At 66.9% G+C, this 25017-nt stretch carries 27 protein-coding genes and 1 tRNA gene; 17 read left to right on the top strand and 11 right to left on the bottom strand.

Annotated features, from left to right (window positions below; genetic code table 11):
• Position 1 precedes the first annotated feature (1 nt).
• Complete coding sequence (gene uraH / locus OC159_RS06575; protein WP_265500359.1) at positions 2-355, bottom strand: hydroxyisourate hydrolase; 354 nt, start codon at positions 353-355, stop codon at positions 2-4.
• A 223-nt stretch (positions 356-578) separates the two neighbouring features.
• Between uraH and bhcR the strand changes: the two genes are divergently transcribed.
• Both bhcR and OC159_RS06565 read left to right on the top strand, forming a co-directional pair.
• Positions 579-1391 (top strand): HTH-type transcriptional regulator BhcR, encoded by an 813-nt coding sequence (bhcR, locus tag OC159_RS06570; protein ID WP_265500358.1) that lies wholly within the window; start codon positions 579-581, stop codon positions 1389-1391.
• Positions 1392-1575: 184 nt separating this feature from the next.
• Positions 1576-1797 carry a DUF2798 domain-containing protein gene (locus tag OC159_RS06565; RefSeq protein WP_265500357.1) on the top strand — a complete coding sequence of 74 codons (222 nt, stop codon included), beginning with the start codon at positions 1576-1578 and terminating at the stop codon, positions 1795-1797.
• On the opposite strand, the gene OC159_RS06560 is transcribed toward OC159_RS06565, so the two are convergent.
• Complete coding sequence (locus OC159_RS06560) at positions 1791-3092, bottom strand: NCS2 family permease (protein WP_265500356.1); 1302 nt, start codon at positions 3090-3092, stop codon at positions 1791-1793. The two genes, OC159_RS06565 and OC159_RS06560, sit on opposite strands and share 7 nt — an antisense overlap.
• Before the next feature lie 213 nt (positions 3093-3305).
• Here OC159_RS06560 and puuE point away from each other — a divergent pair, with 213 nt between their 5' ends.
• The 3 genes from puuE to OC159_RS06545 are packed head-to-tail and all read left to right on the top strand — an operon-like array spanning position 3306 to position 6160.
• A complete protein-coding gene (gene puuE, locus OC159_RS06555; RefSeq protein ID WP_265500355.1) occupies positions 3306-4712 on the top strand; it encodes an allantoinase PuuE in 1407 nt (468 codons plus the stop codon).
• Positions 4713-4768: 56 nt separating this feature from the next.
• On the top strand, positions 4769-5599 hold the full coding sequence (locus OC159_RS06550; protein WP_265500375.1) for a bifunctional allantoicase/(S)-ureidoglycine aminohydrolase: 831 nt from the start codon (positions 4769-4771) through the stop codon (positions 5597-5599).
• Between the two features lie 60 nt (positions 5600-5659).
• Positions 5660-6160: a hypothetical protein gene (locus OC159_RS06545; RefSeq protein WP_265500354.1), complete on the top strand. Its 501-nt coding sequence runs from the start codon at positions 5660-5662 to the stop codon at positions 6158-6160.
• Between the two features lie 4 nt (positions 6161-6164).
• Here the strand turns inward: OC159_RS06545 and OC159_RS06540 are convergent, their stop codons facing one another.
• The gene (locus OC159_RS06540; protein WP_265500353.1) at positions 6165-7073 is read right to left on the bottom strand and encodes a DMT family transporter; all 909 of its coding nucleotides are present in this window, start codon (positions 7071-7073) and stop codon (positions 6165-6167) included.
• Between the two features lie 150 nt (positions 7074-7223).
• On the bottom strand, positions 7224-7967 hold the full coding sequence (locus tag OC159_RS06535; RefSeq protein ID WP_265500352.1) for a YebC/PmpR family DNA-binding transcriptional regulator: 744 nt from the start codon (positions 7965-7967) through the stop codon (positions 7224-7226).
• Between the two features lie 137 nt (positions 7968-8104).
• On the opposite strand from OC159_RS06535, the gene OC159_RS06530 reads away from it, so the two are divergent.
• Positions 8105-9886 carry an SLC13 family permease gene (locus tag OC159_RS06530; RefSeq protein ID WP_265500374.1) on the top strand — a complete coding sequence of 594 codons (1782 nt, stop codon included), beginning with the start codon at positions 8105-8107 and terminating at the stop codon, positions 9884-9886.
• 61 nt (positions 9887-9947) lie between these two features.
• On the opposite strand, the gene OC159_RS06525 is transcribed toward OC159_RS06530, so the two are convergent.
• From OC159_RS06525 to OC159_RS06500, 6 genes are all read right to left on the bottom strand, one after another.
• A complete protein-coding gene (locus tag OC159_RS06525; protein WP_265500351.1) occupies positions 9948-10175 on the bottom strand; it encodes a hypothetical protein in 228 nt (75 codons plus the stop codon).
• Positions 10176-10295: 120 nt separating this feature from the next.
• Entirely contained in the window at positions 10296-12080 is a 1785-nt protein-coding gene (locus OC159_RS06520; RefSeq protein ID WP_265500350.1) for an SLC13 family permease, read from the bottom strand.
• A 95-nt stretch (positions 12081-12175) separates the two neighbouring features.
• On the bottom strand, positions 12176-12991 hold the full coding sequence (locus OC159_RS06515; RefSeq protein WP_265500349.1) for a TIGR00282 family metallophosphoesterase: 816 nt from the start codon (positions 12989-12991) through the stop codon (positions 12176-12178).
• A gap of 98 nt (positions 12992-13089) precedes the next feature.
• The gene (locus OC159_RS06510) at positions 13090-13296 is read right to left on the bottom strand and encodes a cold-shock protein (protein ID WP_119887522.1); all 207 of its coding nucleotides are present in this window, start codon (positions 13294-13296) and stop codon (positions 13090-13092) included.
• Positions 13297-13451: 155 nt separating this feature from the next.
• Positions 13452-13526: transfer RNA gene (locus OC159_RS06505), tRNA-Thr, on the bottom strand.
• Positions 13517-15241 (bottom strand): ABC transporter permease, encoded by a 1725-nt coding sequence (locus OC159_RS06500; RefSeq protein WP_265500348.1) that lies wholly within the window; start codon positions 15239-15241, stop codon positions 13517-13519. Before OC159_RS06500 ends, OC159_RS06505 begins: the two co-directional genes overlap by 10 nt.
• A 90-nt stretch (positions 15242-15331) precedes the next feature.
• On the opposite strand from OC159_RS06500, the gene OC159_RS06495 reads away from it, so the two are divergent.
• Positions 15332-16207, top strand: a complete 876-nt coding sequence (locus OC159_RS06495; protein WP_265500347.1) for a hypothetical protein — start codon at positions 15332-15334, stop codon at positions 16205-16207.
• A gap of 4 nt (positions 16208-16211) precedes the next feature.
• Here the strand turns inward: OC159_RS06495 and OC159_RS06490 are convergent, their stop codons facing one another.
• A complete protein-coding gene (locus OC159_RS06490) occupies positions 16212-16463 on the bottom strand; it encodes a DUF2312 domain-containing protein (protein ID WP_265500346.1) in 252 nt (83 codons plus the stop codon).
• A gap of 105 nt (positions 16464-16568) precedes the next feature.
• On the opposite strand from OC159_RS06490, the gene OC159_RS06485 reads away from it, so the two are divergent.
• From OC159_RS06485 to OC159_RS06440, 10 genes are all read left to right on the top strand, one after another.
• The gene (locus tag OC159_RS06485) at positions 16569-16796 is read left to right on the top strand and encodes a hypothetical protein (RefSeq protein ID WP_265500345.1); all 228 of its coding nucleotides are present in this window, start codon (positions 16569-16571) and stop codon (positions 16794-16796) included.
• The gene (gene dtd, locus OC159_RS06480) at positions 16793-17242 is read left to right on the top strand and encodes a D-aminoacyl-tRNA deacylase (protein WP_265500344.1); all 450 of its coding nucleotides are present in this window, start codon (positions 16793-16795) and stop codon (positions 17240-17242) included. Before OC159_RS06485 ends, dtd begins: the two co-directional genes overlap by 4 nt.
• A gap of 222 nt (positions 17243-17464) precedes the next feature.
• Positions 17465-18841: a DEAD/DEAH box helicase gene (locus OC159_RS06475; RefSeq protein WP_407674060.1), complete on the top strand. Its 1377-nt coding sequence runs from the start codon at positions 17465-17467 to the stop codon at positions 18839-18841.
• A gap of 95 nt (positions 18842-18936) precedes the next feature.
• Positions 18937-19509 (top strand): thymidine kinase, encoded by a 573-nt coding sequence (locus OC159_RS06470; protein WP_265500343.1) that lies wholly within the window; start codon positions 18937-18939, stop codon positions 19507-19509.
• An 87-nt stretch (positions 19510-19596) separates the two neighbouring features.
• Entirely contained in the window at positions 19597-20751 is a 1155-nt protein-coding gene (locus tag OC159_RS06465; RefSeq protein WP_265500342.1) for a D-alanyl-D-alanine carboxypeptidase family protein, read from the top strand.
• A complete protein-coding gene (gene tmk / locus OC159_RS06460; RefSeq protein ID WP_265500341.1) occupies positions 20751-21347 on the top strand; it encodes a dTMP kinase in 597 nt (198 codons plus the stop codon). Before OC159_RS06465 ends, tmk begins: the two co-directional genes overlap by 1 nt.
• Positions 21344-22456 carry a DNA polymerase III subunit delta' gene (locus tag OC159_RS06455; protein ID WP_265500340.1) on the top strand — a complete coding sequence of 371 codons (1113 nt, stop codon included), beginning with the start codon at positions 21344-21346 and terminating at the stop codon, positions 22454-22456. Before tmk ends, OC159_RS06455 begins: the two co-directional genes overlap by 4 nt.
• 3 nt (positions 22457-22459) lie before the next feature.
• On the top strand, positions 22460-23257 hold the full coding sequence (locus OC159_RS06450) for a TatD family hydrolase (RefSeq protein ID WP_265500339.1): 798 nt from the start codon (positions 22460-22462) through the stop codon (positions 23255-23257).
• Complete coding sequence (locus tag OC159_RS06445; protein ID WP_265500338.1) at positions 23254-24072, top strand: MBL fold metallo-hydrolase; 819 nt, start codon at positions 23254-23256, stop codon at positions 24070-24072. Before OC159_RS06450 ends, OC159_RS06445 begins: the two co-directional genes overlap by 4 nt.
• Positions 24069-25013, top strand: a complete 945-nt coding sequence (locus OC159_RS06440) for an AEC family transporter (RefSeq protein WP_265500337.1) — start codon at positions 24069-24071, stop codon at positions 25011-25013. Before OC159_RS06445 ends, OC159_RS06440 begins: the two co-directional genes overlap by 4 nt.
• Positions 25014-25017 lie beyond the last annotated feature (4 nt).

Raw genomic sequence — 25017 nt, 5'->3', positions numbered from 1 at the left:
CTCAGCTGCCCCGATAGGTGGAATACCCGAAGGGCGAGACCAGCAGCGGCACGTGATAGTGGTCGTCCTGCGACATGCCGAAGCGGATGGGGATCACGTCCAGGAAGCGCAGGCTTTCCGCCGCGACGCCGCTTGCGTCCATCCAGGTGCCGGCATGGAATTCCAGCTCATAGGTGCCGATGGCGAAGTCTTCGGCGGGCAGGATATGGCGGTCGGTGCGTCCGTCCGCATTCGTGACCAGCCGCGCCAGTTCGTGCCGCTCGCCGTCGCGCAGGCGATAGAGGACGATCTCCATCCCTTGGGCCGGACGGCCCCGGGCAGTGTCCAGAACATGGGTCGTCAGAAAGCCCGGCATCATCGCCCCCTTCGTGTCGGTTCGCCCAATGGATACCCGATCCGCGCGCGGGCGCGAGGCGAAAGGGGCGCAAGGCAGTCTTTAGGATTCCTGCATAATCCCCGCGCTCTGCATAGCCGCCGCCGGGTCATCTTCCTGCAGCTTGGGGCGCATTTGCGCATTTTTCCCTTGTGCCCGCTGATTTTCGCGGCAGACACGAACCATCTTGAACGGAGGGAAAAGTATGGCCGATCCGACCCGCCGCCGCGGCCGTCCGCGCAAGGCGCTGCCCGACGCGCCCGGAACCGTGCAGGCGCTGGACCGCGCGCTGGATCTGCTGGACCTGCTGGCCGCCCATCCCGGCCTGACCCTGTCCGAGGTGGCCGAGCGTGCCGGCCAGCCCGCCTCGACCGTGCACCGGGTCCTGCACACGCTGGCCACACGCGGCATGGTCGAAAGCGATGCGGCGACGCAGGCCTGGAATATCGGCCCCACCGCCTTCCGACTGGGGTCCGCATTCATGCGCCGGTCGGGCATCATCGAGCGCGCCCGACCCGTCATGCGCCAGCTGATGGAGCACACCGGAGAAACGGCCAACCTGGGCATCCTGCAAGGCGACGCGGTGCTGTTCGTCAGCCAGGTCGAGACGCAGGAGACGATCCGCGCCTTCTTTCCGCCGGGAACGCGATCGCCCCTGCACGCCTCGGGAATCGGCAAGGCGCTTCTGGCGTTCGGGCGAACATCCGCGGTCGATGCCCTGCTGAACCGCAACACGCTGGAGCGGTTTACGGACAAGACGCTGATCGAGCCTCAGGCGCTGCAGGCCGATCTTGCGCGCATCCGCCATCGCGGCTTTTCCTTTGACGACGAGGAACGCACCCGCGGCATGCGCTGTATCGCCGCCCCCGTCTTCGACATCGCCGGGGAGGCCGTGGCCGGGATCTCGGTCAGCGGCCCGTCGCATCGCATCGGGGCGGAACACGTCAAGACGCTGGGGGCGGTCGTCGTCGCCGCCGCCGCCAGCCTGACCGAGGCGATGGGCGGACGCACGTCGTGACCGCTTGCGCGTCGCTCGCGGACGGGTTACGTCAGGCGCGCCGAAAAACGACAGGCCGGTTGGTCATCCCGGCCCTCGCATCCTTCGAGAGCTAGTCCGGGTTCGCCCGGAACCCGCGGCATCCACCCAAATTCGGGGGATGCTGTGCATGTGCAGCCCCTCGTCCGACGAAAGGAACGGCTGCATGCCCAGAAAGACGATACTGACCGCACAATTCCTGATCTCGACGATGATGGCCTGCCTGATGAGCGGCTATGCGACGCTGGTCCACATGGGTGCCGGTCCCGGCTTCGTGGGGCGCTGGCTGATGGCCTTCCTGACGGCGTGGCCGGTGGCCTTCGCCCTGTCGCTGGTGGTCAGCCCGCTGGCCTTCGCCGCGGCAGGCAGGCTGACCCGCCGTCAGTGAGCGCCGTAGAGCGCGTATTTCGCCACGAACAGCGCCGCGATCAGCCAGGTCGCGGCATGAACCTCGGACGCGCGACCGGTCAGCAGCTTGATGACGGCATAGCTGATGAAGCCGAAAGCCAACCCGTTCGCGATCGAATAGGTCAGGGGCATGGCGATCGCCGTCAACACCGACGGCGCCGCCTCGGTGACGTCGTCCCAGGTGACTTCTGACAGTTCGCGCACCATCAGCGTCGCCACAAAGAGCAGCGCCGGCGCGGTCGCATAAACCGGAACCGACCCTGCCAGCGGCGCAAAGAACATTGCGGCCAGGAACAGCACGCCAACCACGACGGCGGTCAGGCCGGTGCGCCCGCCCGCCTGCACACCCGACGCGCTCTCGACGTACGCCGTGGTCGATGAGGTGCCCAATAATGCCCCTGCCGTGATTGCCGTGGAATCTGCCATCAGCGCGCGGCCCAGGTTCGGGTTCTGGTGCGTCGGTCCCTCGGTCAGCAAGCCGGCGCGCTTGGCCACGCCGATCAGCGTGCCGGTGGCATCGAAGACCTCGACCAGGACCATGACCAGGACCACCTGGAAGATGCCGAAGGTCAGCGCGCCCGCCAGGTCAAGCTGCAGGAAGGTCGGCGCGATCGACGGCGGCATCGAGACGACCCCGCCGAAGCTGCTGACACCCAGCAGGATCGCGATGACCGTGACGATCAGGATGCCGATCAGGATCGCCCCCGTTACCCGCAGCGCATCGAGGGCGACAATAAGGAAGAACCCGCCGATCGTCAGCAGCGTGCCGATCTGCGTCAGGTCGCCAAGCGCCACCAGCGTGGCCGGGTTGTCGACGACGATGCCGGACCCCTGCAGCGCGATGATCGCCAGGAACAGCCCAATGCCCGCCGCGATGGCGCTGCGCATGGATGCGGGGATGCCCGCGATCAGCCAGCGCCGGATGCCGGTCACCGACAGGAACAGGAAGATCAGGCCGCTGATCAGCACGGCGCCCAGTGCCTGCTGCCAGGTGAAACCCATGACGCCGACCACGGTGAAGGCGAAGAAGGCGTTCAGCCCCATCCCCGGTGCCATGCCGATGGGCCAGTTGGCCCACAGCCCCATGATCAGCGACCCCGCCGCCGCGGCCAGGCAGGTGGCCACGAAGACAGCGTCCCGATCCATCCCCGTGGTCGACAGGATGTCCGGGTTCACGAAGATGATATAGGCCATGGTCAGGAAGGTGGTCAGGCCCGCGATCACTTCGGTCCTGATGCTGCTGCCCTTTTCGGACAGCTTGAAATATTCGTTCATAAGTTCCCCTCGCTCGGCCCCCCGGGCCGCCCTGCGGCGCAGGTTGGCCCCGGCCGCGGCGCATCGCAACCGTCGCCCCGGCCACAAGTCTTTCAACACAATGTTGAAGGAGATCCGATATTCTCCGATTCGTTGATACAGAATTCGGACCCTGCCCGCTTGCTGTCGCGCACGCCGCAGGCTTTGGTGGCACCGCGACCACAGGAGGGCACGATGCGCTACAGCCGCGACTTGCGAGGATATGGCGAAACCACACCCGATCCGCAATGGCCGGGCGGCGCCCGGATCGCGGTACAGATCGTCGTGAACTACGAGGAAGGCGGCGAGAACAGCATCGAACACGGCGACGCCGCATCCGAAGCGTTCCTGTCCGAAATTATCGGCGCCCAGCCCTGGCCAGGCAAGCGCCACTGGAACATGGAATCGATCTATGACTATGGCGCGCGGTCGGGCTTCTGGCGGCTCTACCGCATGCTGCGCGACATTCCCGTCACCGTCTATGGGGTCGCCACTGCGCTGGAGCGCAGCCCCGAGCAGGTCGCCGCCATGCAGGAGGCCGGGTGGGAAATCGCGACCCACGGGCTGAAGTGGATCGACTATCGCGACGTTCCGCGCGAGGTCGAGGCCGAGCATATCACCCGCGCCATTGAACTCCACCGGCAGGTCACGGGCGATCGGCCGCGCGGCTTCTACCAGGGGCGCACCTCTATGAACACGGTCGAGCTGGGATGCGAGGAAGGCGGGTTCGAATACCTGGCCGACACCATCGCGGACGACCTGCCCTATTGGCACGTCCACAAGGACCGTCCCCAGCTGATGGTGCCCTATACGATGGACGCCAACGACATGCGCTTTTCCAGCGGCCAGGGCTTTGGCACGGGTGGCGAGTTCTTCGACTATCTCCGTGACAGCTTTGACATCCTTTATGCCGAAGGCGCGGCCGGTGCGCCCAAGATGATGTCCATCGGCCTGCATTGCCGGCTGGCGGGACGACCCGGCCGCGCCATGGCAATCCAGCGTTTCCTTGATCACGCCCGCACGCATGAGGGCGTGTGGTTCGCCAGCCGCCTGGACATTGCGCGACACTGGGCCGCGACCCATCCGTTCAAGCCCCGCCAACGCTCCTCGCAGATGGAGCGGGCGGCATTCCTGAACCGCTTCGGCGGCATCCTTGAACATTCGCCCTTCATCGCGGAACGGGTGTGGGACGCGGAAATGGGGGCCGTCCATGACAGCGCGGCAGGCCTTGCGGCACGTATGGCGCAGGTCTTCCGCTCCGCCAGCGATGACGAACGCCTGGACGTCCTTCGCGCCCATCCCGACCTGGCAGGCAAGCTGGCGCAGGCCCGCCGCCTCACGGCAGACAGCACGGCCGAACAGGCCAGCGCCGGTCTGGACGCGCTGACGGATGCCGAACGGGCCGACTTCACGCGCCTGAACGAAGCCTATGTCGACAAGCACGGCTTCCCCTTCATCATCGCGGTGCGCGACCATGACAAGGCGGGCATCATGTCGGCCATGCAGACGCGCCTGCAGAACGACACCGCGACCGAGCGTGCCACGGCCGAGGCCCAGGTCATCCGCATTGCCCAGCTTCGCCTGCAGGAGGCCCTGAAGTGACCGACCGTCCGCCCCACGACGCACCCACCGGCGACGTCGCCCCCGTGATTCCGGACATCCGGACCGGCCCCTATTCCGGCCCCGTCGCGGGCCTGCCGCCGCAGACCGGCATGACGACCGACACCGCCGTCTTCACCGATGCCTATGCCGTGATCCCGCGGACGGTGATGCGTGACATCGTGACATCGTATCTGCCCGGCTGGACCGGCATGCGCATGTGGATGCTGGCGCGTCCGCTGACCGGGTTCGCCGAAACCTTCAGCCAATACATCGTCGACCTGGCAGAAGGCGGCGGCAGCGACGCGCCTGACGACGACCCGGAGATCCAGCATGCGATCTTCGTCACCGGCGGCGATCTTGAAATCACGATCGGCAGCGACCGGCACCACCTGACGCCCGGCGGCTTCGCCTATGTCCCCGCCGGAACGCCCTGGAAGATCCGCAACCACGGCCGAGGGTCGGCCGGCTTCCACTGGTGGCGCAAGCGCTGGCAGCCGGCAGCGGGCGTTGGAAAGCCCGACCCTATCGTCGCGCAGGAACAGGACATCGCCCCGTCGATGATGCCGGATACCGACGGGGCCTGGGGCACGACGCGCTTCATGGACCCGGCAGACCTGCGCCACGACATGCACATTACGGTGGTCACCTTCCAGCCCGGCGGCTCGATCCCCTTCGCGGAAACGCACGTGATGGAGCACGGGCTTTTCGTGCTGGAGGGCAAGGCCGTCTATCGCCTGAACCGCGACTGGGTCGAGGTCGGGCCCGGCGACTACATGTGGCTGCGCGCCTTCTGCCCGCAGGCCTGCTATGCGGGCGGTCCGGGGCGGTTCCGCTATCTCCTCTACAAGGACGTCAACCGTCACGCGCCGCTGTGGCCGAACCGCTGAACTCGGAACCGCGGCGGCTTGAGGGCGGTTGATCCGGACGTCCTTCCAGGGAGCCGCCGCATGACACGCCAGACGCTGATCGCCACCCTCGCCCTGTTCCTGATCCCCCCGATCGCCGGCGCGCAACAGGCCCCGCCGGACGAGGCGACCGAGGTGGCACCCTACCTGGACGACCGTTCCACGCCGGAACGGGTTGTCTCGTCGCTCTACAGCGCCATCGACCGCAAGGAATACCTGAGGGCCCACAGCTATTTCGCCGGGCAGTCAGCGCCGGAGTTCGAGACGTTCCGCGACGGCTATGCCACCACGGAAAGCGTGCGCCTGAAGACCGGAGAAGTTGCGTCGGAGGGGGCGGCAGGAACGATCCATTCAGCCGTTCCGGTCGCGATAGAGGCCACGACGACCGCCGGCATCACCGTCTATGTCGGCTGCTATCGCCTGAGCCAGGTCCAGCCGGCTGCGCAGGAACTGCCGCCCTTCCGTCCGATCCAGATCACCGAAGGGGCGCTCGAGGAGACCGACAGCACCTTCGCGGATGCCATGGGGTCCTGCGTCGGATAACGCTTCAGAGCTTGGCCGCGTTGACCGGCGGTGTCTGCGTCCGTGCCCGCAGGCGAGCCTCGCGCCAGGTGATATAGCTGATCGCCCCGATCATCAGCGCACCGCCGGTCATGACCCAGCCGTCCAGCGGCTCGTGGAACACCAGGACGCCGACGAGGCTGGCCCAGACCAGCTGCAGGAAGGTAACCGGCTGCGTGACCGTCAGGGGTGCGGCCGCGAAGGCGCGCGTCATCGTGTAGTGGCCGGCGGTTGCAAACACCGCGACCAGCGCCAGAGCAGCCACCTGCCCGGTCGTCGGCGTCACCCATTGCGCCCACGCCAGCGGCGCAAGGCCGACCGAGACCATCAGCGACATCATCGCAACGACGACCGTCGCGGGCGCCTGTCCCGACAGCCGCTTGGCGACCAGGTAGGACGCCCCAAAAGCCACCGCCGCCAGAACCTGCGACAGGTGGCCCGGGTCCAGAGGCCGCAAACCCGGCCGCAGGACGATGAACGCGCCGACCAGCGCGACGCAGACAGCCGCGATCCGTCGCGCCGCCAGCCGCTCTCCCATGAAGAGCGCTGCCCCGATGGTGACGATGATCGGGTTGAGGAAGCCTATGGCCGTCACCTCGGCAATGGTGATGCGCGACATGGCATAGAACCAGGCAACCACGGCCACGACGTGAAGGGCACCGCGCAGCGCGAACAGCCTCCAGACCGGTAGGGGGAACCCATGCCGCAGCGCGGGCCAAGTGATCGGAAGCAGGAAGGCAAGCCCGAACAGGAACCGGATGAAAGCCGCCTGGCCCGCCGGGACGGCGCCATCCAAAGCCCGCACGACGGTGTTGACGGCCACGAAGCAGAAGCCCGTGGCCAACATCCACCCGATGCCGACCAGATCCCGCCGTGTCTGTGACTCGAACTGCATGATCTGCAAGTGACGTGTTTCCGGCGACAGGGCAAGTCGTCGCGTCACGTGACAGCTGTCAGACAGCAAAAGGGCTGCAGGATGTTGCAGCCCTGTCGCAGTTCATCCTAAAGGGCACGGACCCCGCTGAAACCATGATCCCGAAAGGGATCAGAGGCTTGTGGCGACTTCCTCGGTCAGGTCGAAGTTGCCGGTCACGTTCTGGACATCGTCGTCGTCCTCGAGCGTGTCGATCAGCTTCATCAGCTTCTGTGCCGTTTCCAGGTCGGTGATCTCGGTCGGCGCCTGCGGCTTCCAGATCAGCTTCGCCGTCTCGGATTCGCCCAAGGTCGCCTCCAGTGCGGTCGAGACCTCGTTCAGGTCCGTGTCCGCGCAATAGATCCAGTGACCCTCGTCATCCGTCTCGACGTCGTTGGCGCCGGCTTCGATGGCGGCCAGCATGACCGTGTCGGCGTCGCCCGCCGACAGCGCGTACATGATTTCACCGACGCGGTCGAACATGAAGCTGACCGACCCCGTTTGGCCCATGTCGCCGCCCGACTTGGTAAAACAGCTGCGCACGTTCGACGCAGTGCGGTTGCGGTTGTCAGTCATCGCCTCGACCACAAGGGCGATCCCGTTCGGGCCGTAGCCTTCGTAGCGGATTTCCTCGTAAGTTTCCGCATCGCCGCCGAGCGACTTCTTGATGGCGCGGTCGATCACGTCCTTCGGAACCGACTTGGCCTTGGCCTCCTTGACAGCCAGTCGCAGGCGCGGGTTCTTTTCGGGATCGGGGTCGCCCATCTTGGCCGCGACGGTGATCTCTTTCGCAAGCTTGGAAAACAGCTTCGACCGGGCGGCGTCCTGCCTGCCCTTGCGATGCTGGATGTTGGCCCATTTGGAATGACCTGCCATGTCCGGTCGTCCTTCGCAGTTCCGGTAAAGGTATCGCGCGCTTTTAGTCCACCAACCGCCCCCATCGCAAGACGAACCCTGAGCGGACGTGCTGCGTTCTGGAAAAGACGCGGCAAGGTGCCGCGAACAGGGACATGATGACAACACCGCAAATGCTGCTGTTCGGCCTTCTGGGCACGATGATCGTTCTGATGCTCTGGGGCCGGTGGCGATATGACCTTGTGGCCTTCGCGGGCCTGATGGCGGCGGTGCTGATGGGCATTGTTCCGAAGGAGCAGGCGTTCTACGGCTTCGGCAACCCAACGACCGTGATCGTCGCGCTGGTGCTGATCGCGACGGCGGGACTGTCGCGGTCCGGCGCCGTGTCGCGCCTGACACGGGGCATCGCGACCAAGTCGCGCGGGACGAGCACCCATATCGGCCTGTTCGGCGCGGTGGGTGGTTTGCTGTCGGGCTTCATGAACAATATCGCGGCCCTGGCAATGCTGATGCCGGTGGACATCCAGACCGCGCGCAAGACGGGGCGCGCGCCAGGGCTGACGCTGATGCCGCTGGCCTTCGCCACCATCCTTGGCGGGATGCTGACGCTGATCGGAACGCCGCCCAACCTGATCGTGTCGGGTTTTCGGGCAGAAGTCCTTGGCCAGCCCTACCGGATGTTCGACTTCCTGCCCGTCGGCGGTGCCGTGGCGGTCGCCGGCATTGCGTTCATCGCACTGATCGGCTGGCGGATGATACCGCAACGCGACGGCACCGAGGGCGGCGCAGATGCCGGCGGGCCCCAGAGGCGCTATTTCGCCCTGCTGGTCGTGACCGAGGCCAGCCTGAAGAACGTCCGCCGGATCGCCGACGCGCGCGAGGAAGCGGCCCGCGCCTCGGTCCGCATCGTCGGCGTCAGCCGCCGCGGGCAAGAGCTTGCGGGCAAGCTGGACGAACAGGTGCTCGAGGACGGCGACGTGCTGATCCTGCGCGCCGACCCCGCCGCCCTGGACGAGTTCCGGTCGACCAGCGATCTCGCGTTTCCGGATGGCCGCAGTGAACCCCGTGCCCGCAAGGACAGCGAAGGACAGCACCTGATCGAATGCCTGGTGCCCGCTGCGTCGGACCTTGCGGGCCGATCTGTTCAGTCCTTCGGGATCATGAACCGACACGACGGCGTCCTGATGGGGCTGCGCCGGCGGGGCGTGGCCTTGCGCCAAAACCTGCCGCGGCAGGTGCTGGAGCCGGGGGACATGCTGCTGATGCTGCTGCCGGAAAGCCGGACCGAGGAAACGATGCAGGCAACCGGGCTTCTGCGTCTGGACGGCGGCAGCCTGCCTGTCCAGCGAGAGCGGCACATGAAATCGGCCGTCGGCCTTTTCGTGCTGGCCGTGCTTGCGACGGCGTTCGAGGTGACGACGATGCCGATCGCGCTTGGCTGCGTCATCATCGCCTATACGCTGGTCGGCGTTCTTTCGGTCCACGACGTCTACAAGCATGTCGACTGGCCGGTCATCGTGCTTCTGGGATCGATGATCCCGCTTGGCCTGGCGCTGGACCAGACCGGCGGCTCGGCCCTGATCGCGCAGGGCCTGGCGCAGTTGACGCAGGGCTATCCTGCCTGGGCCGCGCTTGTGGTGCTGATGGCCGCCACGATGATGCTGTCGGACGTGCTGAACAACAACGCCACCACGATCATCGCGGCCCCGGTCAGTATCCGCCTGGCCGAGGCGCTGCAGGTCCAGCCAGATGCCTTTCTGATGGGCGTGGCGGTGGCGGCGTCATGCGCCTTCCTGACCCCCATCGGGCACCAGAACAACACGCTGATCCTGGGGCCCGGAAACTATCGCTTCGGCGACTACTGGCGGATGGGACTGCCACTGGAGTTCATCGTCATGGCCGTTTCGGTCCCGATTCTGCTGATCGTCTGGCCGCTGTAGACGGAAAAAGAAAACGCGGCCCTGGCAGGGGCCGCGACAGTCACAGGCAGTGCAAAGCAGATCAGATCGCGGCCGATGCACCCAGGATGCGGCGGACCTCGCCTTCGCGGGTCAGGCCGTGGGCCGCCAGGTCGGCATCCGACAGCGCGCTCAGGCGGTTCAGGGCGCGCATCTGCGGGCTGGCTTCGGCAAGCGCCACCATGAAGCGGCCGACGGCGCGAAACGGAGCGAGCAGCGCGGCTGCCGAAAAGCCGGCGGATTTGTGGTCAATGGTTGCGATGGTCGCCATTTGGAAACTCCTTGGTCGTCCTAAGTCGTTTCCTCCCCTGCGCACTAGATCGTCGTTCCGGAGCCGGATCGCAACCGCCGAAGCTGCATGGCAGCATTGCAGCTGCGGCAAGAACCTGAATCAACCGTTAAGCGGCCAGATGAACGGGATCAGGAACGACGCGACCACGGCCATCAGCAGGTTCAGCGGCAGGCCCACCTTGATGAAGTCGCTGAAGCGATACCCGCCGGGGCCATAGACCAGCGTGTTGGTCTGATACCCGATGGGCGTGGCGAAACTTGCCGAGGCGCCCATCATCACGGCGACCACCAGTGGCCGAGGATCGACACCAAGCGAGTTGCCAAGGCTGATCGCCACCGGCGTCACGATCACGGCCACGGCATTGTTCGTCACCGTCTCGGTCAGCGCGGTCGCCAGCAGATAGACCGCCATCACCAGCGCCCAGGGCGGCAGCGACATCATCCACGGCGAGATCTGGTCGACGACCAGCTGCACGGCGCCGCTGTTGTCCAGTCCCGCGCCCACGGCCAGCATGGCGAAGATCAGCGCCATCAGGCGGCCGTCGACGAAGGACAATGCCTCGTCGGCGTCGATGCAGCGGGTACCCAGCACGACGGCCACGCCGATGAAGGACAAAAGCAGGATCGGCGCGACCTCGAAGGCCGACAGGACGATAACCCCCAGCAGGGTCACCACGACGATGGGTGCATGCTTGCGGCGATAGGCACGGTCGGACGGTGCGTTCACCTCGACCATGTCCATGTCGCGGGCCAGTCGCTGGATGTCGGCGGACGCGCCTTCCAGCAGCAGCGTGTCGCCGACCCGCACGACAAGATCGTCCAGCTGGCGGCCGATGTTCTGGTTCTTGCGATGCGCGGCCAGGACATAGACGCCATAGCGCCGGCGCAGGCGCATCGAGCCGAGCGACCGCCCGACCATGTGACAGCCCGGCGTGATCAGCACCTCGACGGTCGAGGTCTGGACGGAACTCAGCTTGTCGACCATCCGCAGTTCCTTGTGGGACTGAAGGCCCAAGACCTCGGACATGGGGGTCCGCAGGACCACACGGTCGCCCTCCTCCAGCCGGACGGAGGCAAGGTCGCGGCGCAGCGACGCGTCGCCGCGCAGGACGTCGATCACGCGGGCGCTGTCGCGGGCGAAAATGTCGACCTCGTCCAGGCCCTTGCCGATCAGGGCCGAGTCTTCTGGAATCGCGACCTCGGTGAAGAACTTCATCTTGCTGCGGCCGGACAGCAGCTGCGACATCGAATCGCGGTCGGGCAGCAGCCGGGGCGCGAAGAGCAGCAGGTAGACGACGCCCACGACGGCCATCGGCAGGCCGATCCAGGTGATCTCGAAGATGGTGAAATGCTCCATCCCCGAGGCGCGGGCGACACCGTCGACCAAGAGGTTGGTCGAGGTTCCGATCAGCGTCATCGTGCCGCCCAGAATCGACAGGTAGGACAGCGGGATCAGCAGCTTGGAGGGGGATTTCCCCATCTCCTTCGACAGCTGCATGAAGATCGGCATCATCACGACAACCAGCGGCGTGTTGTTCACGAAGGCCGAAAGGCAGCAGACGAGGATCGAAACCGATGCCAGCGTCAGCGCCGGATGGGCGCCCGCATGCCGGGCCGCGCGCTGGCCGACCCAATCCAGCGCCCCGGTTCGGACAAGCCCGCCCACGATGATGAACATGAAGGCGATGGTCCACGGCGCCGAGTTCGACAGCACCCCCCCGATCGCGTCCACGTCCAGGATCCCCAGTGACAGAAGCGTCACGGCACCGATGATTGCGGTCACTTCGGGTGGGTAGGTCTCGCGGATGAAAAGCGTCAGCATCGCGATGATGATGAAGATGGTCATCACCGCACCGGTCATGCCGGTCAACTCAAATCCGAACATTCAGCACTCGATCTTGGTCGGGGGAAGACCCCCTTGGCGCGCATACTGCGCCGGAACGGCAATCTGCCGCAAGCAGTCTTCGCCGCCGCCCCGCCTCAGGCGGGATGGGTCTGCGCCAGGCGGCCGCCATCGCGGACGGGTTCGACCGCCGTGGCCATGCCGGTGCGGTCGTCGGTCTGCACCAGCACGCCGCAGATCGTCGCCTCGCCCTCGGCCGGGGTGAAACGGTCGCGCGACATCCCGGTGATGAAGCGGCGCATCGGCTCGGCCTTGTCCATGCCGATCACGCTGTCATAGTCGCCGCACATCCCGGCATCCGAAAGGTAAGCCGTGCCGCGCGGAAGAACCTGCGCATCGCCGGTCGGGACGTGGGTGTGGGTACCGACCACAAGGCTGGCCCGCCCGTCGCAGAAATGGCCGATCGCCATCTTCTCGCTGGTGGCCTCGGCGTGGATGTCGACCAGGACGGCCTGCACCATGCCGCCCGGCGGGTGCGCGCGCAGCACCGCGTCCAGCGCCGAAAACGGATCGTCATAGGGCCGCGACATGAACACCTGTCCAAGCGCCTGCGTGATCAGCGCCTTGCGCCCGCGGGCGTCGCTGACAATCGTGGCCCCGCGACCCGGAGCCTCTTTCGCGAAGTTCAGCGGACGGATGATGCGCGGCTCGCGGTCGATGAAGGCCATCATGTCCTTCTGATCGAAGGCATGGTCGCCAAGCGTCAGCGCATCCGCCCCGCATTCCAGAAGCAGTTGCGCATGCCCCGCCGTCGCACCGCGCCCGCCGCTGGCGTTTTCCGCATTCACGATGACCAGATCGGCCTTCAGCCGCGCCCTCAGGCCAGCAAGTCGTTCGGTGATCGCGCGCCGTCCGGCACGACCCATCACATCGCCAAGAAACAGGATCTTCATCCCACCCTGCTACGCCAAAGCCGGTTCATGCTCAAGCGCGGACATGAAAAAGGGCCGCCCGAAGGCAGCCCTTTCAAACCGTCGCACAAGGCGTCGAATCAGACGAACTGGACGTTCGTTGCCGACTCACGACCGTCGCGGCCGCGCTCCAGCTCGTAGGTCACCTTCTGGCCGTCAGCCGGAGCCGACAGGCCAGCGCGCTCGAGAGCCGAGATGTGCAGGAACACGTCCTGACGGCCGCCTTCCGGTTGAATGAAGCCGAAGCCCTTGGTGCTGTTGAACCATTTCACGGTGCCGTTGGCCATCGTGAGATCTCCTGTCTTGTATACCACCCGCGGAATGCAGTGGCTTGGCCCAGTCAGATTAACAAAGCAGACTGAAGCGAGACGCAGACAGGATGCAGAGAATATAACGTAGCCAACCCAACCTAGGACGCGGATCGCCGTATTGCAAGGCCCGATGGTGCCGGCTGAGGGATTTGAACCCCCGACCCCCTGATTACAAATCAGACGCTCTACCACTGAGCTAAGCCGGCCTGCCTGCTCCGTTACCGCGCGCCGCACCGTTCTGCAAGTCGCGCGTGGCGCCGCCGAGGTTGGTGCGCGCCAGAAAGGCGACCGCCAGCAGCCCCACCGACATCACCAGCAAGGCGGCCGGCGCGGCGTTGCCCAGATCCTCGATGCTGGCGCGTTCGTGGGTGCGCGTGGCCAGCGTCTCGTAGTTGAAGGGGCGCAGCAGCAAGGTCGCAGGCAGTTCCTTTACGCAGTCCACGAAGACCAGCAGCAGCGCCGCGCCCACCGAGCCGCGCATCAGCGGCAGGAAGACGTCGCGCAGCACGCCCGCATCGTCGCGGCCAAGCGACCGCGCCGCCATCGGCAGTGACGGCGGGACGCGGGTGAACGCGCCGTCGATGGCACCCTGCCCGATGGCAAAGAAGCGCACCACATAGGCAAGGACGATGGCCGCCCCGCTGCCGGTCAGGATCAGGCCCGGGTCGTTTCCGGTCAGGGCCAGCCAGACATCGGCCACCCGGTGGTCCAGCGCCGCCAGCGGGATCAGGATACCGACTGCCAGGACCGCCCCCGGCGCGGCATAGCCCACCGTAGTCACCGGCAGCAGAAGCCGCGGCAGCGCGCGCCGGGACAGCCGGGTGCCATAGACCATGACAAGCGCCATTGCGACCGTCAGCAGCGCCGCCATGCCGCCCAGGGTCACGGTATGCCAAGCGGCCTGCAGAAGACCGGGCGTGAACCAGCCCTCGGGGTAGGCCAGCGCATAGCGCAGGATCACCCCCACGGGCAGCAGGAAGCCGAGCGCGAAGGGCAGCACGCAGGCCAGCGTCGCCAGCGCCCCTGCAAGCGGGCGCAGGCGCTGGCGCTGGATCGGGCGCGGCTGGCGCGCGCTTTGGTGATAGCGGGCATTGCGGCGGCCGAAGCGTTCCCAAAGGGCAAGGAGCACGACGATCAGCAGGATCACGCAGGCGATCTGCGCCGCGCCCCCGGCATTGCGACGTTCAAGCCAAGTGGTGAAGATGCCGGTGTTCAGCGTCTGGACGCCGAAATAGCTGACCACGCCGTAATCGGCCACGGCCTCCATCATGGCGATAGCGGACCCTGCCACAATGGCGGGACGCGCCAGCGGCAGGCCGACGCGGCGGAACAGCGCCCATGGCCCGGTGCCAAGGGCGCGCGCAACCTCGTAGGCGCTGCCCGACTGTTCGTTCAGGGCGGCGCGGGTCAGCAGGTAGACATAGGGATAGAGCGCCGAGGCCAGCACGACGATGGCCGCCTCGATCGACCGGATACGGGGGAACCAATAGTCGCGGGCGCTTTCCCAGCCGAACCAGCCCCGCAGTGCGATCTGCACCGGTCCCGAATAGTCCAGGAAATCCGCCAGCGCGTAGGCGCCGATATAGGCCGGAACCGCCAGCGGCAGAAGCAGCAGCCATTGCAGCGGGACGCGGCCGGGAAAATCGTACATGCTGACCAGCCAGGCGGACCCCGCTCCCATCGCCGCCGCAAGCAAGCCGGTGCCTGCCGCCAGCAGCACCGTGTTGCCGAAATAGCGCGGCATGACAGTCGACAGCAGGTGCGGCCAGATGTTGTCGGTGGGGCTCAGCGCGATCCAGGCGACCGCCAGGACCGGCATCAGCACCAACGCCGCCACCGCCATCGCGGCGACCGACCAACCGCGACCGCCTCTCTGGCGCAGGGCAAGGTCGTGGCGACGTCTGGCGGTCGTTCGGGTCATGAAACCGCGTTAGGGCAAAGCGATTTGACTGTCCACGCCAGACAGCTAGATTGCGCCGCACGACAGCGACCAGGACGACGGGACGACAAGATGCAGGTGGTTTTCCACATGGGGGTGCATGGCACCGACGGCGACCGTTTGCTGAAGACGCTGCTGAAGAATCGCAACACACTGCGACGGTCGGGAACCGAGGTGATCACGCCGAACCGTCATCGCGGCCTGTTCGAGGAAGCGCTGAAGTCGCTGAACGGCGGCACCGCCACCCCCGAGATGGAGCAGATCATCCTGGACGCGATCCTGGATTCGGATGATCCCAAGCGCGTGGTCATGTCCACGCCGACCTTCATGGGCGCGCCCGGACGCACGGTGGGCCGCGAGGGCCTCTATCCGCAGATGGGGATGCGCGCGGCGGCCCTGTCGCGACTGCTCCCTTCGGCGAGGACCGAGTTCTTCGTGGCGCTGCGCAACCCCGCGACGCTTCTGGCCGAGGTGCTTCCCCAGTTCAGCGGCGGCGGCTACGATGACCTGATGCAGGGTTGCCATCCGCTGCAGCTGCGCTGGAGAACGACGATCCAGAACCTGGTGCGGGCCGCGCAGGGGCGGAGGATCGTGCTGTGGTGCCACGAGGACGTGGCGCTGATCTGGCCCGAGGTGGTCCGCTTGGTCGGCGCACTTCCGGCCGATGTTCCGCTGACGGGCAGCCTGGTCTATCTGAACGACATCCTGGGCGAACCGGGGATCGCGCGGCTGCGCGATGCGACCGAGGGCCGCGACCAGATGTCCGTCTCACAACGCCGAGAAGTCTACGGAAAGGTGCTGGCCACGCACGCCTTGGCCGGCACGCTGGACCAGGTGGTCGACCTGCCCGGCTGGGACCAGGAGCTGGTCGACCAGGTGACCGCGACCTATCGCGCCGACGTGGCCGAAATCGCGGTCCTTCCGGGCGTCGAGTTCATCCTGCCCTAGCGGCTCAGTCCATCCCCAGGGCGGCCTTGTACATGTCGAGGATCGCCTCTTCCTCGGCGATGTCGTCGCGGTCGCGCTTGCGCAGGGCGATGATCTTCTTCATCACCTTGGTGTCGTATCCGCGGGCCTTGGCCTCGGACATGATCTCCTTCTGGCGCTCGGCGACGTCCTTCTTCTCGGCCTCCAGCTGCTCGAACTGTTCGATGAACTGGCGCAGCTCATCGGCTGCGACCCCGTAGGCTTGATTGTCGGGCATCGGATTCGTCCTTCCTTGGGCGTTTTGCGGCCGTGTTAGGCGGTCTTGCCGCAAGGCGCAATCACCGCTAGGACGCCCCCGGACCCGTTTCGAAAGGTGCAGGGGATGACCCTTTACGACTGGATCATCTGGACGGGCGCCGTCCTGACGCTGATCGGCCTTGCCGCGCTGGTCTGGTGCATCTGGACCGTCAGCCGGGCACGTGCCCGCGGGCTGGACGACGCCGCCCTGCGCGAACGCATGCGCGGCGTCCTGGCCGTCAACCTGGCGGCACTGGGTTGTTCGGCCATCGGGCTGATGATGGTCGTCACCGGCATCATCCTGGCGCCATGAGGGCGCTGGTCCAACGCGTGAGCGAGGCGTCGGTGACCGTCGACGGCGACGTCATCGGGCGCACCGGTCCCGGCCTTCTGATCCTGGTCTGCGCCATGCAGGGCGACCAGGACGCCGCCGCCGACAGGCTTGCGGCGCGCGTGGCCAAGCTGCGGATCTTCCGCGACGACGAAGGCCGCATGAACCGGTCGCTGCTGGATACCGGCGGCAGCGCGCTGGTCGTCAGCCAGTTCACCCTTGCCGCCGACACGCGGACCGGCAACCGCCCCGGATTTTCTTCGGCCGCCGCACCCGAGGATGGCCGCCGCCTCTATGAACGCTTCGCGCAGGCGCTGCGCGACCTTGGAACCCGGGTGGAAACGGGCAGCTTCGGCGCCGACATGAAGGTCGCGCTGGTCAACGACGGACCGGTGACGATCTGGCTGGACAGCGCGGACCGCGCTTGACTTTCGGGCCTTGTTGGCCCATCTGCACTCCATCGCCGTCCGCTGCCGCGTGAGCAGCAACAGGGCCATGCCCGTCCGACGCCGATACCCAATCCGGTTTCCCATTCACGCGGGGAGGCAGCAGGCATCCTCGTATCACGCCTGCACCCCTGCAATTGGCCACGCCATCGCGCGGCCCCTGCCCTTGCGTCCGATACGGGGGATGCCGGGCCGAAAGACGTCATGGAACAGAACAACACCCGCCGCCGCCCGAATCGTGGCGGTAAATCCGCACCGCGCACCGCGCCCCAGGCGCTTGCCGCCAATGACGGCCGCCGCGCGCCGGCGCGTGACCCGCTGCCGACCGGTCCCTTTGCGGACATGGGCATCGACCACCGCATCAACGCCAACATCACCGCCATGGGCCTGACGACCCCGACGCCGATCCAGGAACAGGGGATCCCCGCCGTCGTCAATGGCCGCGACGTGCTGGGCCTGGCGCAGACCGGGACCGGCAAGACGGCCGCCTTCGGCCTGCCGATGCTGACCCGCCTGATCAACTATGGCAAGAAGCCCGACCCGCGCACCTGCCGTGCGCTGATCCTGGCGCCGACGCGCGAACTGGCCACGCAGATCGCCGCCAACATCGACGCCTATGCCGAAGGCACGCCCATCCGCAGCTTCCGCGTCGTCGGTGGCGCCTCGATCAACGTCCAGACCGAGCGCCTTTCGCGCGGCGTCGACGTCCTGATCGCCACCCCGGGCCGCCTGATGGACCTGATCGAGCGTCGCGCCATCAGTCTGGAAGCCACCACCTATCTGGTGCTGGACGAGGCCGACCAGATGCTGGACATCGGCTTCATCCATACGCTGCGCAAGATCGCGCGGATGCTGCCAAGGGAGCGCCAGACGCTGATGTTCTCGGCCACGATGCCGAAGCTGATGCAGGAGCTGTCGGACACCTACCTGACCGATCCGGTCAAGGTCGCCGTGAACCCTCCGGGTCAGGCCGCCAAGAAGATCGAGCAGGGCGTGCACTTTACCACGCAGGGCGACAAGGCCGCGCTGCTGGCCGAATACATGTCCAAGCACACGAACGAGCTGGCAATGGTCTTTGGCCGCACCAAGCATGGCTGCGAGAAGCTTGCCAAGCTGCTGGAGAAGTGGGGCTTCGCCGTCGCCGCAATCCACGGCAACAAGAGCCAAGGCCAGCGCGAGCGTGCGCTGGAGGCATTCCGTAAGGGCGAGACGAAGGTCCTCGTCGCCACCGACGTGGCGGCGCGCGGTCTGGACATCCCCGAGGTCGCGCATGTCTACAACTATGACCTGCCGAACGTCCCCGAAAACTATGTCCACCGCATCGGCCGCACCGCGCGCGCCGGCCGCGACGGACGTGCCGTCGCCTTCTGCGCCCCCGCCGAACTGGGAGAGCTGCGCGCGATCGAGAAGGCCATGAAGGCGCCGATCCCGGTGATCGGCGGCACCGTGCCTTCGGCCGCGGCCGCCGCAGCCGCCGGACCTGCAGGCGGACTGCAGCGCGGGCGTGGCAAGCCGATGGACGGCGGGAACAAGCGGCCGGCGCGCCGGCCCTCGCGTCAGCCCAAGAGCCGCCAGGCCTGAGTCCGATCACCCTCGGAGAAGAAGACGCCGCGGAGGGAAGACCCTTCGCGGCTTTCGCTTGCCGCACCGTGGCTTCCGATTTATCGGGCGACGTCATGGCCAAGCTTTATTTCAACTACTCGACGATGAACGCCGGCAAGAGCACCTTGCTGCTGCAGGCGTCCTACAACTATCGCGAACGCGGCATGGACACGCTGCTGCTGACGGCGGCGATTGACAGCCGCGCGGGCACTGGCCGGATCGCCAGCCGCATCGGCATCGCCGATGCGGCGCAGACCTTCGACACCCGCACGGACCTGCGTGGGACGATCGCCGCAGCCGATCCGCGTCCGGCCTGTGTCTTTGTTGACGAGGCGCAGTTCCTGACGACGGATCAGGTCTGGCAGTTGGCGCGGGTGGCCGACGACCTGCGCATCCCGGTGATGTGCTATGGCCTGCGCGTCGATTTTCGCGGAGAGCTGTTTCCGGGGTCGGCCGCTTTGCTGGCACTGGCCGACGATCTGCGAGAGGTGCGCACCATCTGCCATTGCGGACGCAAGGCCACCATGGTCATCCGCCGCAACGGCGCCGGCCGCGCCATTACCGAGGGTGCCCAGGTGCAGGTCGGCGGGAACGAGACATACGTGTCGCTTTGCCGGCGGCACTGGCGCGAGGCGGTTGACTATTGATCAACTTTTGCGCGTACCGGCCGTGGCGCGTTGCGGGGCATCCAGCGTTGATGTAACCATCTGCGCAAACGGGCAAAGGGACTTGAAATGCGCGTCTTCCTGATCTGGATTGCGGCCGTGCTGGCCATCGCGGCACCCGCGCGGGCCTTCGACACAAACGCGACGGCGGCCTGGGTTTACGACGTCCAGTCCGGGACCGTGCTGATGGAGAAGAACTCGGACACGCCGATTCCGCCGGCCTCCATGTCAAAGCTCATGACGCTCTACATGCTGTTCGAGGCGCTGCACGAAGGCCGCGTCACGATGAGGACCGAGTTCCCGGTCTCGACCAAGGCCTGGAAGATGGGCGGGTCGAAGATGTTCGTCGAACCTGCCGACCGCCCCACGGTCGAGCAACTGATCAAGGGCATCATCATCAACTCGGGCAACGACGCCTGCGTGGTCGTGGCCGAGGGTCTGGCGGGGACCGAGGAAGCCTTTGCCCGCCGGATGAACGAGCGCGCCGCCGAGATCGGGTTGACCCAGACGCATCTGGCCAACTCCTCTGGTTGGCCGCATCCCGATCACCGCATGTCGACCCACGATCTGGGCGTTCTGGCCTCGCACATCATCCGTGAATTTCCGGAACTCTACAAGAACTTCGCTCTGACCGAATTCACCTACAAGGGGCGCGTTCCGTCGAACGCGAACAACCGCAACCCGCTGCTGCGACTGGGGAACGGTGAATGGACGGCGGACGGACTGAAAACGGGCCATACCGAGGAAGCCGGCTATGGTCTGGTCGGATCAGCCGTGCAGGACGGTCGTCGGGTGATCTTCGTGATTTCGGGCCTGCCGTCGGATCGGGCGCGCGCCGAGGAGTCCGAGCGGCTGGTGAACTGGGCGTTTCGCGAATTCACCATGAACACGCTGGTCCCTGCGGGCGAGAACGTGGTCGAGGCTCCGGTCTGGCTGGGAACGGCCGGTCGCGTCGGCCTGACCACCGAAAGCGGCGTCAACGTGCTGGTGCCCGCTGGCGCCAAGGATCAGGTCCGGGTCGAGGTCGTCTATGAATCGCCCATCCCCGCGCCGATCCGCCAGGGTGAGCGGCTGGGGCAGCTGGTCGTGGCCATTCCGGGCACCCCGGACACGGTGACACCGCTGGTCGCCACGGTCGACATCCCCGAAGCGGGGTTCCTCGGCCGGATGAAGGGCGCCGTGATGCAGCTGGGCCAGCGCGCAATCAGCGCCGCCGGCAGCTGATGCTGATCAGCTTCGAGGGGATCGACGGCAGCGGCAAGACGACACAAGCCCGGTACCTGGCCGAGGCGCTGAGGGCCGAAGGTCGCGACGTCCTGCTGACCCGAGAGCCCGGCGGTAGCCCCGGCGCCGAAGAAATCCGCCGCCTGCTGGTCGAGGGCGCGGGCGAACGCTGGTCGCCCGAAACGGAATGCCTGCTCTTCACCGCCGCGCGCCGCGACCACTTGGAACGCAGCATCCGCCCCGCCCTCGCCGAGGGCCGCGTCGTCATCACCGACCGTTTCGCAGACAGCACGCGCGTCTACCAGGGCGCCGCGCGCGGAGACCTGCGCCCCATGGTTGATCGGCTGCACACGCTGATGATCGGAGTCGAGCCCGACCGGACCTTCGTCATCGACGTCGAACCGGCCACCGGGCTTGCGCGGGGTGCCGCCCGCGGCGGGACCGAGGACCGCTTCGAAAGCCTGGGCCTGCAGTTCCAGGAACGGCTGGCCGAAGGCTTCCGCGCGCTTGCCGCGGAATACCCCGACCGCGTCATCCTGATCGACGGCAGCGGCTCGCCCGACCAGGTCGCCGCCCGCGTCAGGGCCGCGTTGTGAAGACGGCGGTCGAGGATATCCCCGAACCCGATCGCGTTCCGGGCGCACCGCATCCGCGCCACACGCCGCGCGTCATTGGGCAGGATGCGGCCATCGCGACCTTCACCCACGCCGCGAAAGGCGGACGGCTGCACCATGCGTGGCTGCTGACCGGCCCGCGTGGCGTCGGCAAGGCGACTCTGGCGTGGTCCATCGCGCGCTGGTTGCTGGCGGGCAGCGACAGCGCCAATCTGTCAGTCAATCCCGACGCGCCCCAGGCCCGGCGCGTCACCGCCATGTCTGAACCGCGACTGCAGCTGATCCGCCGCCCCTGGGACGACAAGAGCGGCCGCCTGCGCGCCGAGATCACCGTGGACGAAATACGGCGGCTTTTGTCCTTCTTTCACCTTTCCTCGGCCGAGGGTGGGCGGCGCGTCGCCATCATCGACGCGGCGGACGAGATGAACGTGGCCGCCGCCAATGCCCTGCTGAAGGTGCTGGAGGAACCGCCGGCGGATGCCCTGATCCTGATGATCGCGCACCAGCCCGCCCGCCTGCTGCCGACGATCCGGTCCCGGTGCCGGACCTTGCGGCTGTCGCCCCTGAAGCCGCGCCAGATGGCCGGCATCCTGTCCGGCATGGGCATCGACGAAGATGCCGAGGCGCTGGCGGCGCTTTCCGACGGCTCGGTCGGCGAGGCGCTGCGGCTGGCCGGTCAGGGCGGGCTCGACCGTTATCAGGATCTGGTCGACCTGTTCGCCGGGCTGCCCCGGATGGACCGGCTTGCGGTCGCCAAGTTTGCCGAAGGCGCTTCGGGCCGCGCGGGCGCGGACGGCGATCCTTTCGACCTGACGATCACGATCCTCGACCGTTTCCTGACCCGCATGGCCCGCGCCGGCCTGATGGGCGCGCCCCTGCCACAGGCCGCCAGGGGCGAAGGCGCGCTGATGGCGCGACTGTCGCCCGACGACCACGCCGCCCGCACCTGGGCCGAGGCGCAGGCGCGGCTTTCGGCACGGGCCCGGGCCGGCCGGGCGGTCAACCTTGACCCTGCGGCCTTGGTGATGGATATGGTGCTGGAACTGGCGCAGCTGCCGCCCGCCGCGTCTGCCCCACCAAGCCGAGGTTGAACGATGCAGGACGCGACCCCTTTGTCGCTGGTTGACAGCCATTGCCATCTCGATTTCCCCGATTTCGACGGTGAACACGATGCGCTGATCGCCCGTGCCCGCGCCGCAGGCGTTACCCGCATGGTCACGATCTGCACCCGTCTGCGGCAGGAACCCGCCGTCCGCGCATTGGCCGAGGCGCATGAAGGCGTCTTCTTTGCCGCCGGCACCCATCCGATGAGCGTCGCGGACGAACCCATGGCCACCGTCGATCAGCTGGTGGCGCTGGCCGATCATCCGAAGTTCGTCGGCATCGGCGAGACTGGCCTCGATTACCACTACACCGCCGAAAGCGCCGCCGCGCAGCAGGAAAGCCTGCGCATCCACATCGAGGCCGCCCGCCGCACCCGCCTGCCGCTGATCATCCACGCGCGCGACGCGGACGACGATATGGCCCGCATCCTGGCCGAAGAACACCGCGTCGGTGCCTATGACTGCGTGATGCACTGCTTCAGCTCCGGCGCCGCTCTGGGCCGGGCGGCGCTGGACCTGGGCTTTTACCTGTCGATGTCGGGGATCGCCGCCTTCCCGCGCTCGGCCGAGTTGCGCGACATCTTCGCGGCCGCGCCCCTTGACCGGATCCTGGTGGAAACCGACAGCCCCTACCTTGCGCCGCCGCCGCATCGCGGCCGCAGGAACGAGCCGGCCTATGTCGCCCACACGGCCGCCAAGGGCGCCGAGGTATTCGGGCTTTCGCTGCCGGAATTCGCGGCGCGAACGACCGAAAACTTCGACCGCCTGTTCTGGAAGGCCAAGGCATGATCCGCGCGACGATCCTGGGGTGCGGATCGTCGGGCGGGGTGCCGCGCGTTGGCGACCGGTGGGGCGCCTGCGATCCGGCCGAGCCGAAGAACCGGCGCCGCCGCTGCTCTCTGCTGCTCGAACGCACCGGTCCCGAGGGCCGCACGCAGGTCTTGATCGACACCGGCCCGGACCTCGTCCCGCAGTTGCTGGATGCCGGCGTCGCAACGCTGGACGCCGTTGTCTATACGCATCCCCACGCCGACCATGTTCATGGCATCGACGATCTGCGCCAGGTGGTCTTCAACTCTCGCCGCATCCTGCCGCTTTGGGCCGACGCGCCCACGGCCGAGGCGCTAACGACGCGCTTCGGCTATGTCTTCCAGACGCCCGAGGGCAGCTTCTACGAGCCGATCTGCGCAATGAACCCGATCATGGGCCGCATCGATATCGACGGGCCCGGCGGGCGCATTTCGCTGATACCATTTCGCGTCCAGCACGGAGAGATTACCGCACTGGGCTTTCGCATCGGCGGGCTGGTCTACCTGCCCGACGTATCGGCCATCCCGGATGGCGCCTGGCCGCTGATCGACGGCGCGCCGGTCTTTATCTGCGATGCGCTACGCCCCCAGCCGCATCCCAGCCACGCGCACCTGGCGCTGGCGCTGGACTGGATCGCCCGCGCCCGCAGCCCCCGCGCCGTGCTGACCAATATGCATATCGACATGGACTATGCAACCGTCGCCGCACAGACCCCCGAACACGTGATTCCCGCCTTCGACGGGTTGCAGATCGAGATCGAGGCTGACACGCCCGACCTGCCTGCCGCCATATGAGCGCGCTCTTCACGATCATCCTGCCGGTCTTTCTGGTGGTCGGCTTCGGCTATCTCGTCACTTGGCGCGGCTGGTTCACGACCGGTGCCGTGGACGGCCTGATGAGCTTCGCCCAGAACTTCGCGGTCCCGACGCTGCTCTTTGCATCGATGGCACGGCTGGACCTGGGGTCCGAGTTCCGCCCCCAGCTGCTGATCCCCTTCTATGCCGGCGCCTTCGCCAGCTTCGCAGCCGGATCGGCAGGCGCATTGCTCCTGTTCCGGCGGTCGGGCGTTGACAGTGTCGCCATCGGCTTCGTCTGCCTGTTCTCGAACAGCCTGCTGCTGGGCATCCCCATCACCGAAAGGGCTTACGGCCCCGACGCTCTGGGCGGCAACTGGGCGATCCTCGCGATGCATTCGCCCATGCTTTATACCTTCGGGATTACGGTTATGGAGTTCACGCGAGCCCGGGGTTCTGGCCTGTCTGCAGGACGCGTCGCGCTGCGCGCGCTCAGCGGCGTGTTGCGCACGTCACTGGTGATCGGCATCATGGCCGGGCTGGCCATGAACCTGCTGATGCAGGCCGGGCTGGTCATGCCGCAGGGGTTCTGGGACGCGGTCGACATGATCGCCCGCGCCGCCCTGCCCGCCGCGCTGTTCGGACTGGGCGGCATCCTGCACCGTTACCGACCGGAAGGCGACATGGCGACCATCGCCATGTGCTGCGCGGCCAGCCTGATCCTGCATCCGGCAATCACCTTCGGCACGGCCGCCGTGCTGGATCTCGACGTTGCCGGCACACGCTCTGCCGTTGTCACGGCGGCAATGGCGCCCGGCGTGAATGCGTACCTCTTCGCCAACATCTATGGCGCGGCGCGGCGCGTTGCGGCCTCCAGCGTTCTGGTTGCGACGGGACTGTCGACGCTGACGACCTGGATGTGGCTGTCGCTGCTGCCCTGAGGGC

The organism is Paracoccus beibuensis, from assembly GCF_026162625.1.
Taxonomy (GTDB): Bacteria; Pseudomonadota; Alphaproteobacteria; order Rhodobacterales; family Rhodobacteraceae; genus Paracoccus; species Paracoccus beibuensis.
Note: the sequence above shows the minus strand (reverse complement) of the source record. Positions and strands in the feature narration are given on the sequence as shown.

What these genes read in the sequence shown, in the direction of transcription:
- uraH (WP_265500359.1), bottom strand. Translation starts at nt 355, where the DNA reads ATGCCGGGCTTTCTGACGACCCATGTTCTGGACACTGCCCGGGGCCGT.
- bhcR (WP_265500358.1), top strand. Translation starts at nt 579, where the DNA reads ATGGCCGATCCGACCCGCCGCCGCGGCCGTCCGCGCAAGGCGCTGCCC.
- OC159_RS06565 (WP_265500357.1), top strand. Translation starts at nt 1,576, where the DNA reads ATGCCCAGAAAGACGATACTGACCGCACAATTCCTGATCTCGACGATG.
- OC159_RS06560 (WP_265500356.1), bottom strand. Translation starts at nt 3,092, where the DNA reads ATGAACGAATATTTCAAGCTGTCCGAAAAGGGCAGCAGCATCAGGACC.
- puuE (WP_265500355.1), top strand. Translation starts at nt 3,306, where the DNA reads ATGCGCTACAGCCGCGACTTGCGAGGATATGGCGAAACCACACCCGAT.
- OC159_RS06545 (WP_265500354.1), top strand. Translation starts at nt 5,660, where the DNA reads ATGACACGCCAGACGCTGATCGCCACCCTCGCCCTGTTCCTGATCCCC.
- OC159_RS06540 (WP_265500353.1), bottom strand. Translation starts at nt 7,073, where the DNA reads ATGCAGTTCGAGTCACAGACACGGCGGGATCTGGTCGGCATCGGGTGG.
- OC159_RS06535 (WP_265500352.1), bottom strand. Translation starts at nt 7,967, where the DNA reads ATGGCAGGTCATTCCAAATGGGCCAACATCCAGCATCGCAAGGGCAGG.
- OC159_RS06530 (WP_265500374.1), top strand. Translation starts at nt 8,105, where the DNA reads ATGACAACACCGCAAATGCTGCTGTTCGGCCTTCTGGGCACGATGATC.
- OC159_RS06525 (WP_265500351.1), bottom strand. Translation starts at nt 10,175, where the DNA reads ATGGCGACCATCGCAACCATTGACCACAAATCCGCCGGCTTTTCGGCA.
- OC159_RS06520 (WP_265500350.1), bottom strand. Translation starts at nt 12,080, where the DNA reads ATGTTCGGATTTGAGTTGACCGGCATGACCGGTGCGGTGATGACCATC.
- OC159_RS06515 (WP_265500349.1), bottom strand. Translation starts at nt 12,991, where the DNA reads ATGAAGATCCTGTTTCTTGGCGATGTGATGGGTCGTGCCGGACGGCGC.
- OC159_RS06510 (WP_119887522.1), bottom strand. Translation starts at nt 13,296, where the DNA reads ATGGCCAACGGCACCGTGAAATGGTTCAACAGCACCAAGGGCTTCGGC.
- OC159_RS06500 (WP_265500348.1), bottom strand. Translation starts at nt 15,241, where the DNA reads ATGACCCGAACGACCGCCAGACGTCGCCACGACCTTGCCCTGCGCCAG.
- OC159_RS06495 (WP_265500347.1), top strand. Translation starts at nt 15,332, where the DNA reads ATGCAGGTGGTTTTCCACATGGGGGTGCATGGCACCGACGGCGACCGT.
- OC159_RS06490 (WP_265500346.1), bottom strand. Translation starts at nt 16,463, where the DNA reads ATGCCCGACAATCAAGCCTACGGGGTCGCAGCCGATGAGCTGCGCCAG.
- OC159_RS06485 (WP_265500345.1), top strand. Translation starts at nt 16,569, where the DNA reads ATGACCCTTTACGACTGGATCATCTGGACGGGCGCCGTCCTGACGCTG.
- dtd (WP_265500344.1), top strand. Translation starts at nt 16,793, where the DNA reads ATGAGGGCGCTGGTCCAACGCGTGAGCGAGGCGTCGGTGACCGTCGAC.
- OC159_RS06475 (WP_407674060.1), top strand. Translation starts at nt 17,465, where the DNA reads ATGGAACAGAACAACACCCGCCGCCGCCCGAATCGTGGCGGTAAATCC.
- OC159_RS06470 (WP_265500343.1), top strand. Translation starts at nt 18,937, where the DNA reads ATGGCCAAGCTTTATTTCAACTACTCGACGATGAACGCCGGCAAGAGC.
- OC159_RS06465 (WP_265500342.1), top strand. Translation starts at nt 19,597, where the DNA reads ATGCGCGTCTTCCTGATCTGGATTGCGGCCGTGCTGGCCATCGCGGCA.
- tmk (WP_265500341.1), top strand. Translation starts at nt 20,751, where the DNA reads ATGCTGATCAGCTTCGAGGGGATCGACGGCAGCGGCAAGACGACACAA.
- OC159_RS06450 (WP_265500339.1), top strand. Translation starts at nt 22,460, where the DNA reads ATGCAGGACGCGACCCCTTTGTCGCTGGTTGACAGCCATTGCCATCTC.
- OC159_RS06445 (WP_265500338.1), top strand. Translation starts at nt 23,254, where the DNA reads ATGATCCGCGCGACGATCCTGGGGTGCGGATCGTCGGGCGGGGTGCCG.
- OC159_RS06440 (WP_265500337.1), top strand. Translation starts at nt 24,069, where the DNA reads ATGAGCGCGCTCTTCACGATCATCCTGCCGGTCTTTCTGGTGGTCGGC.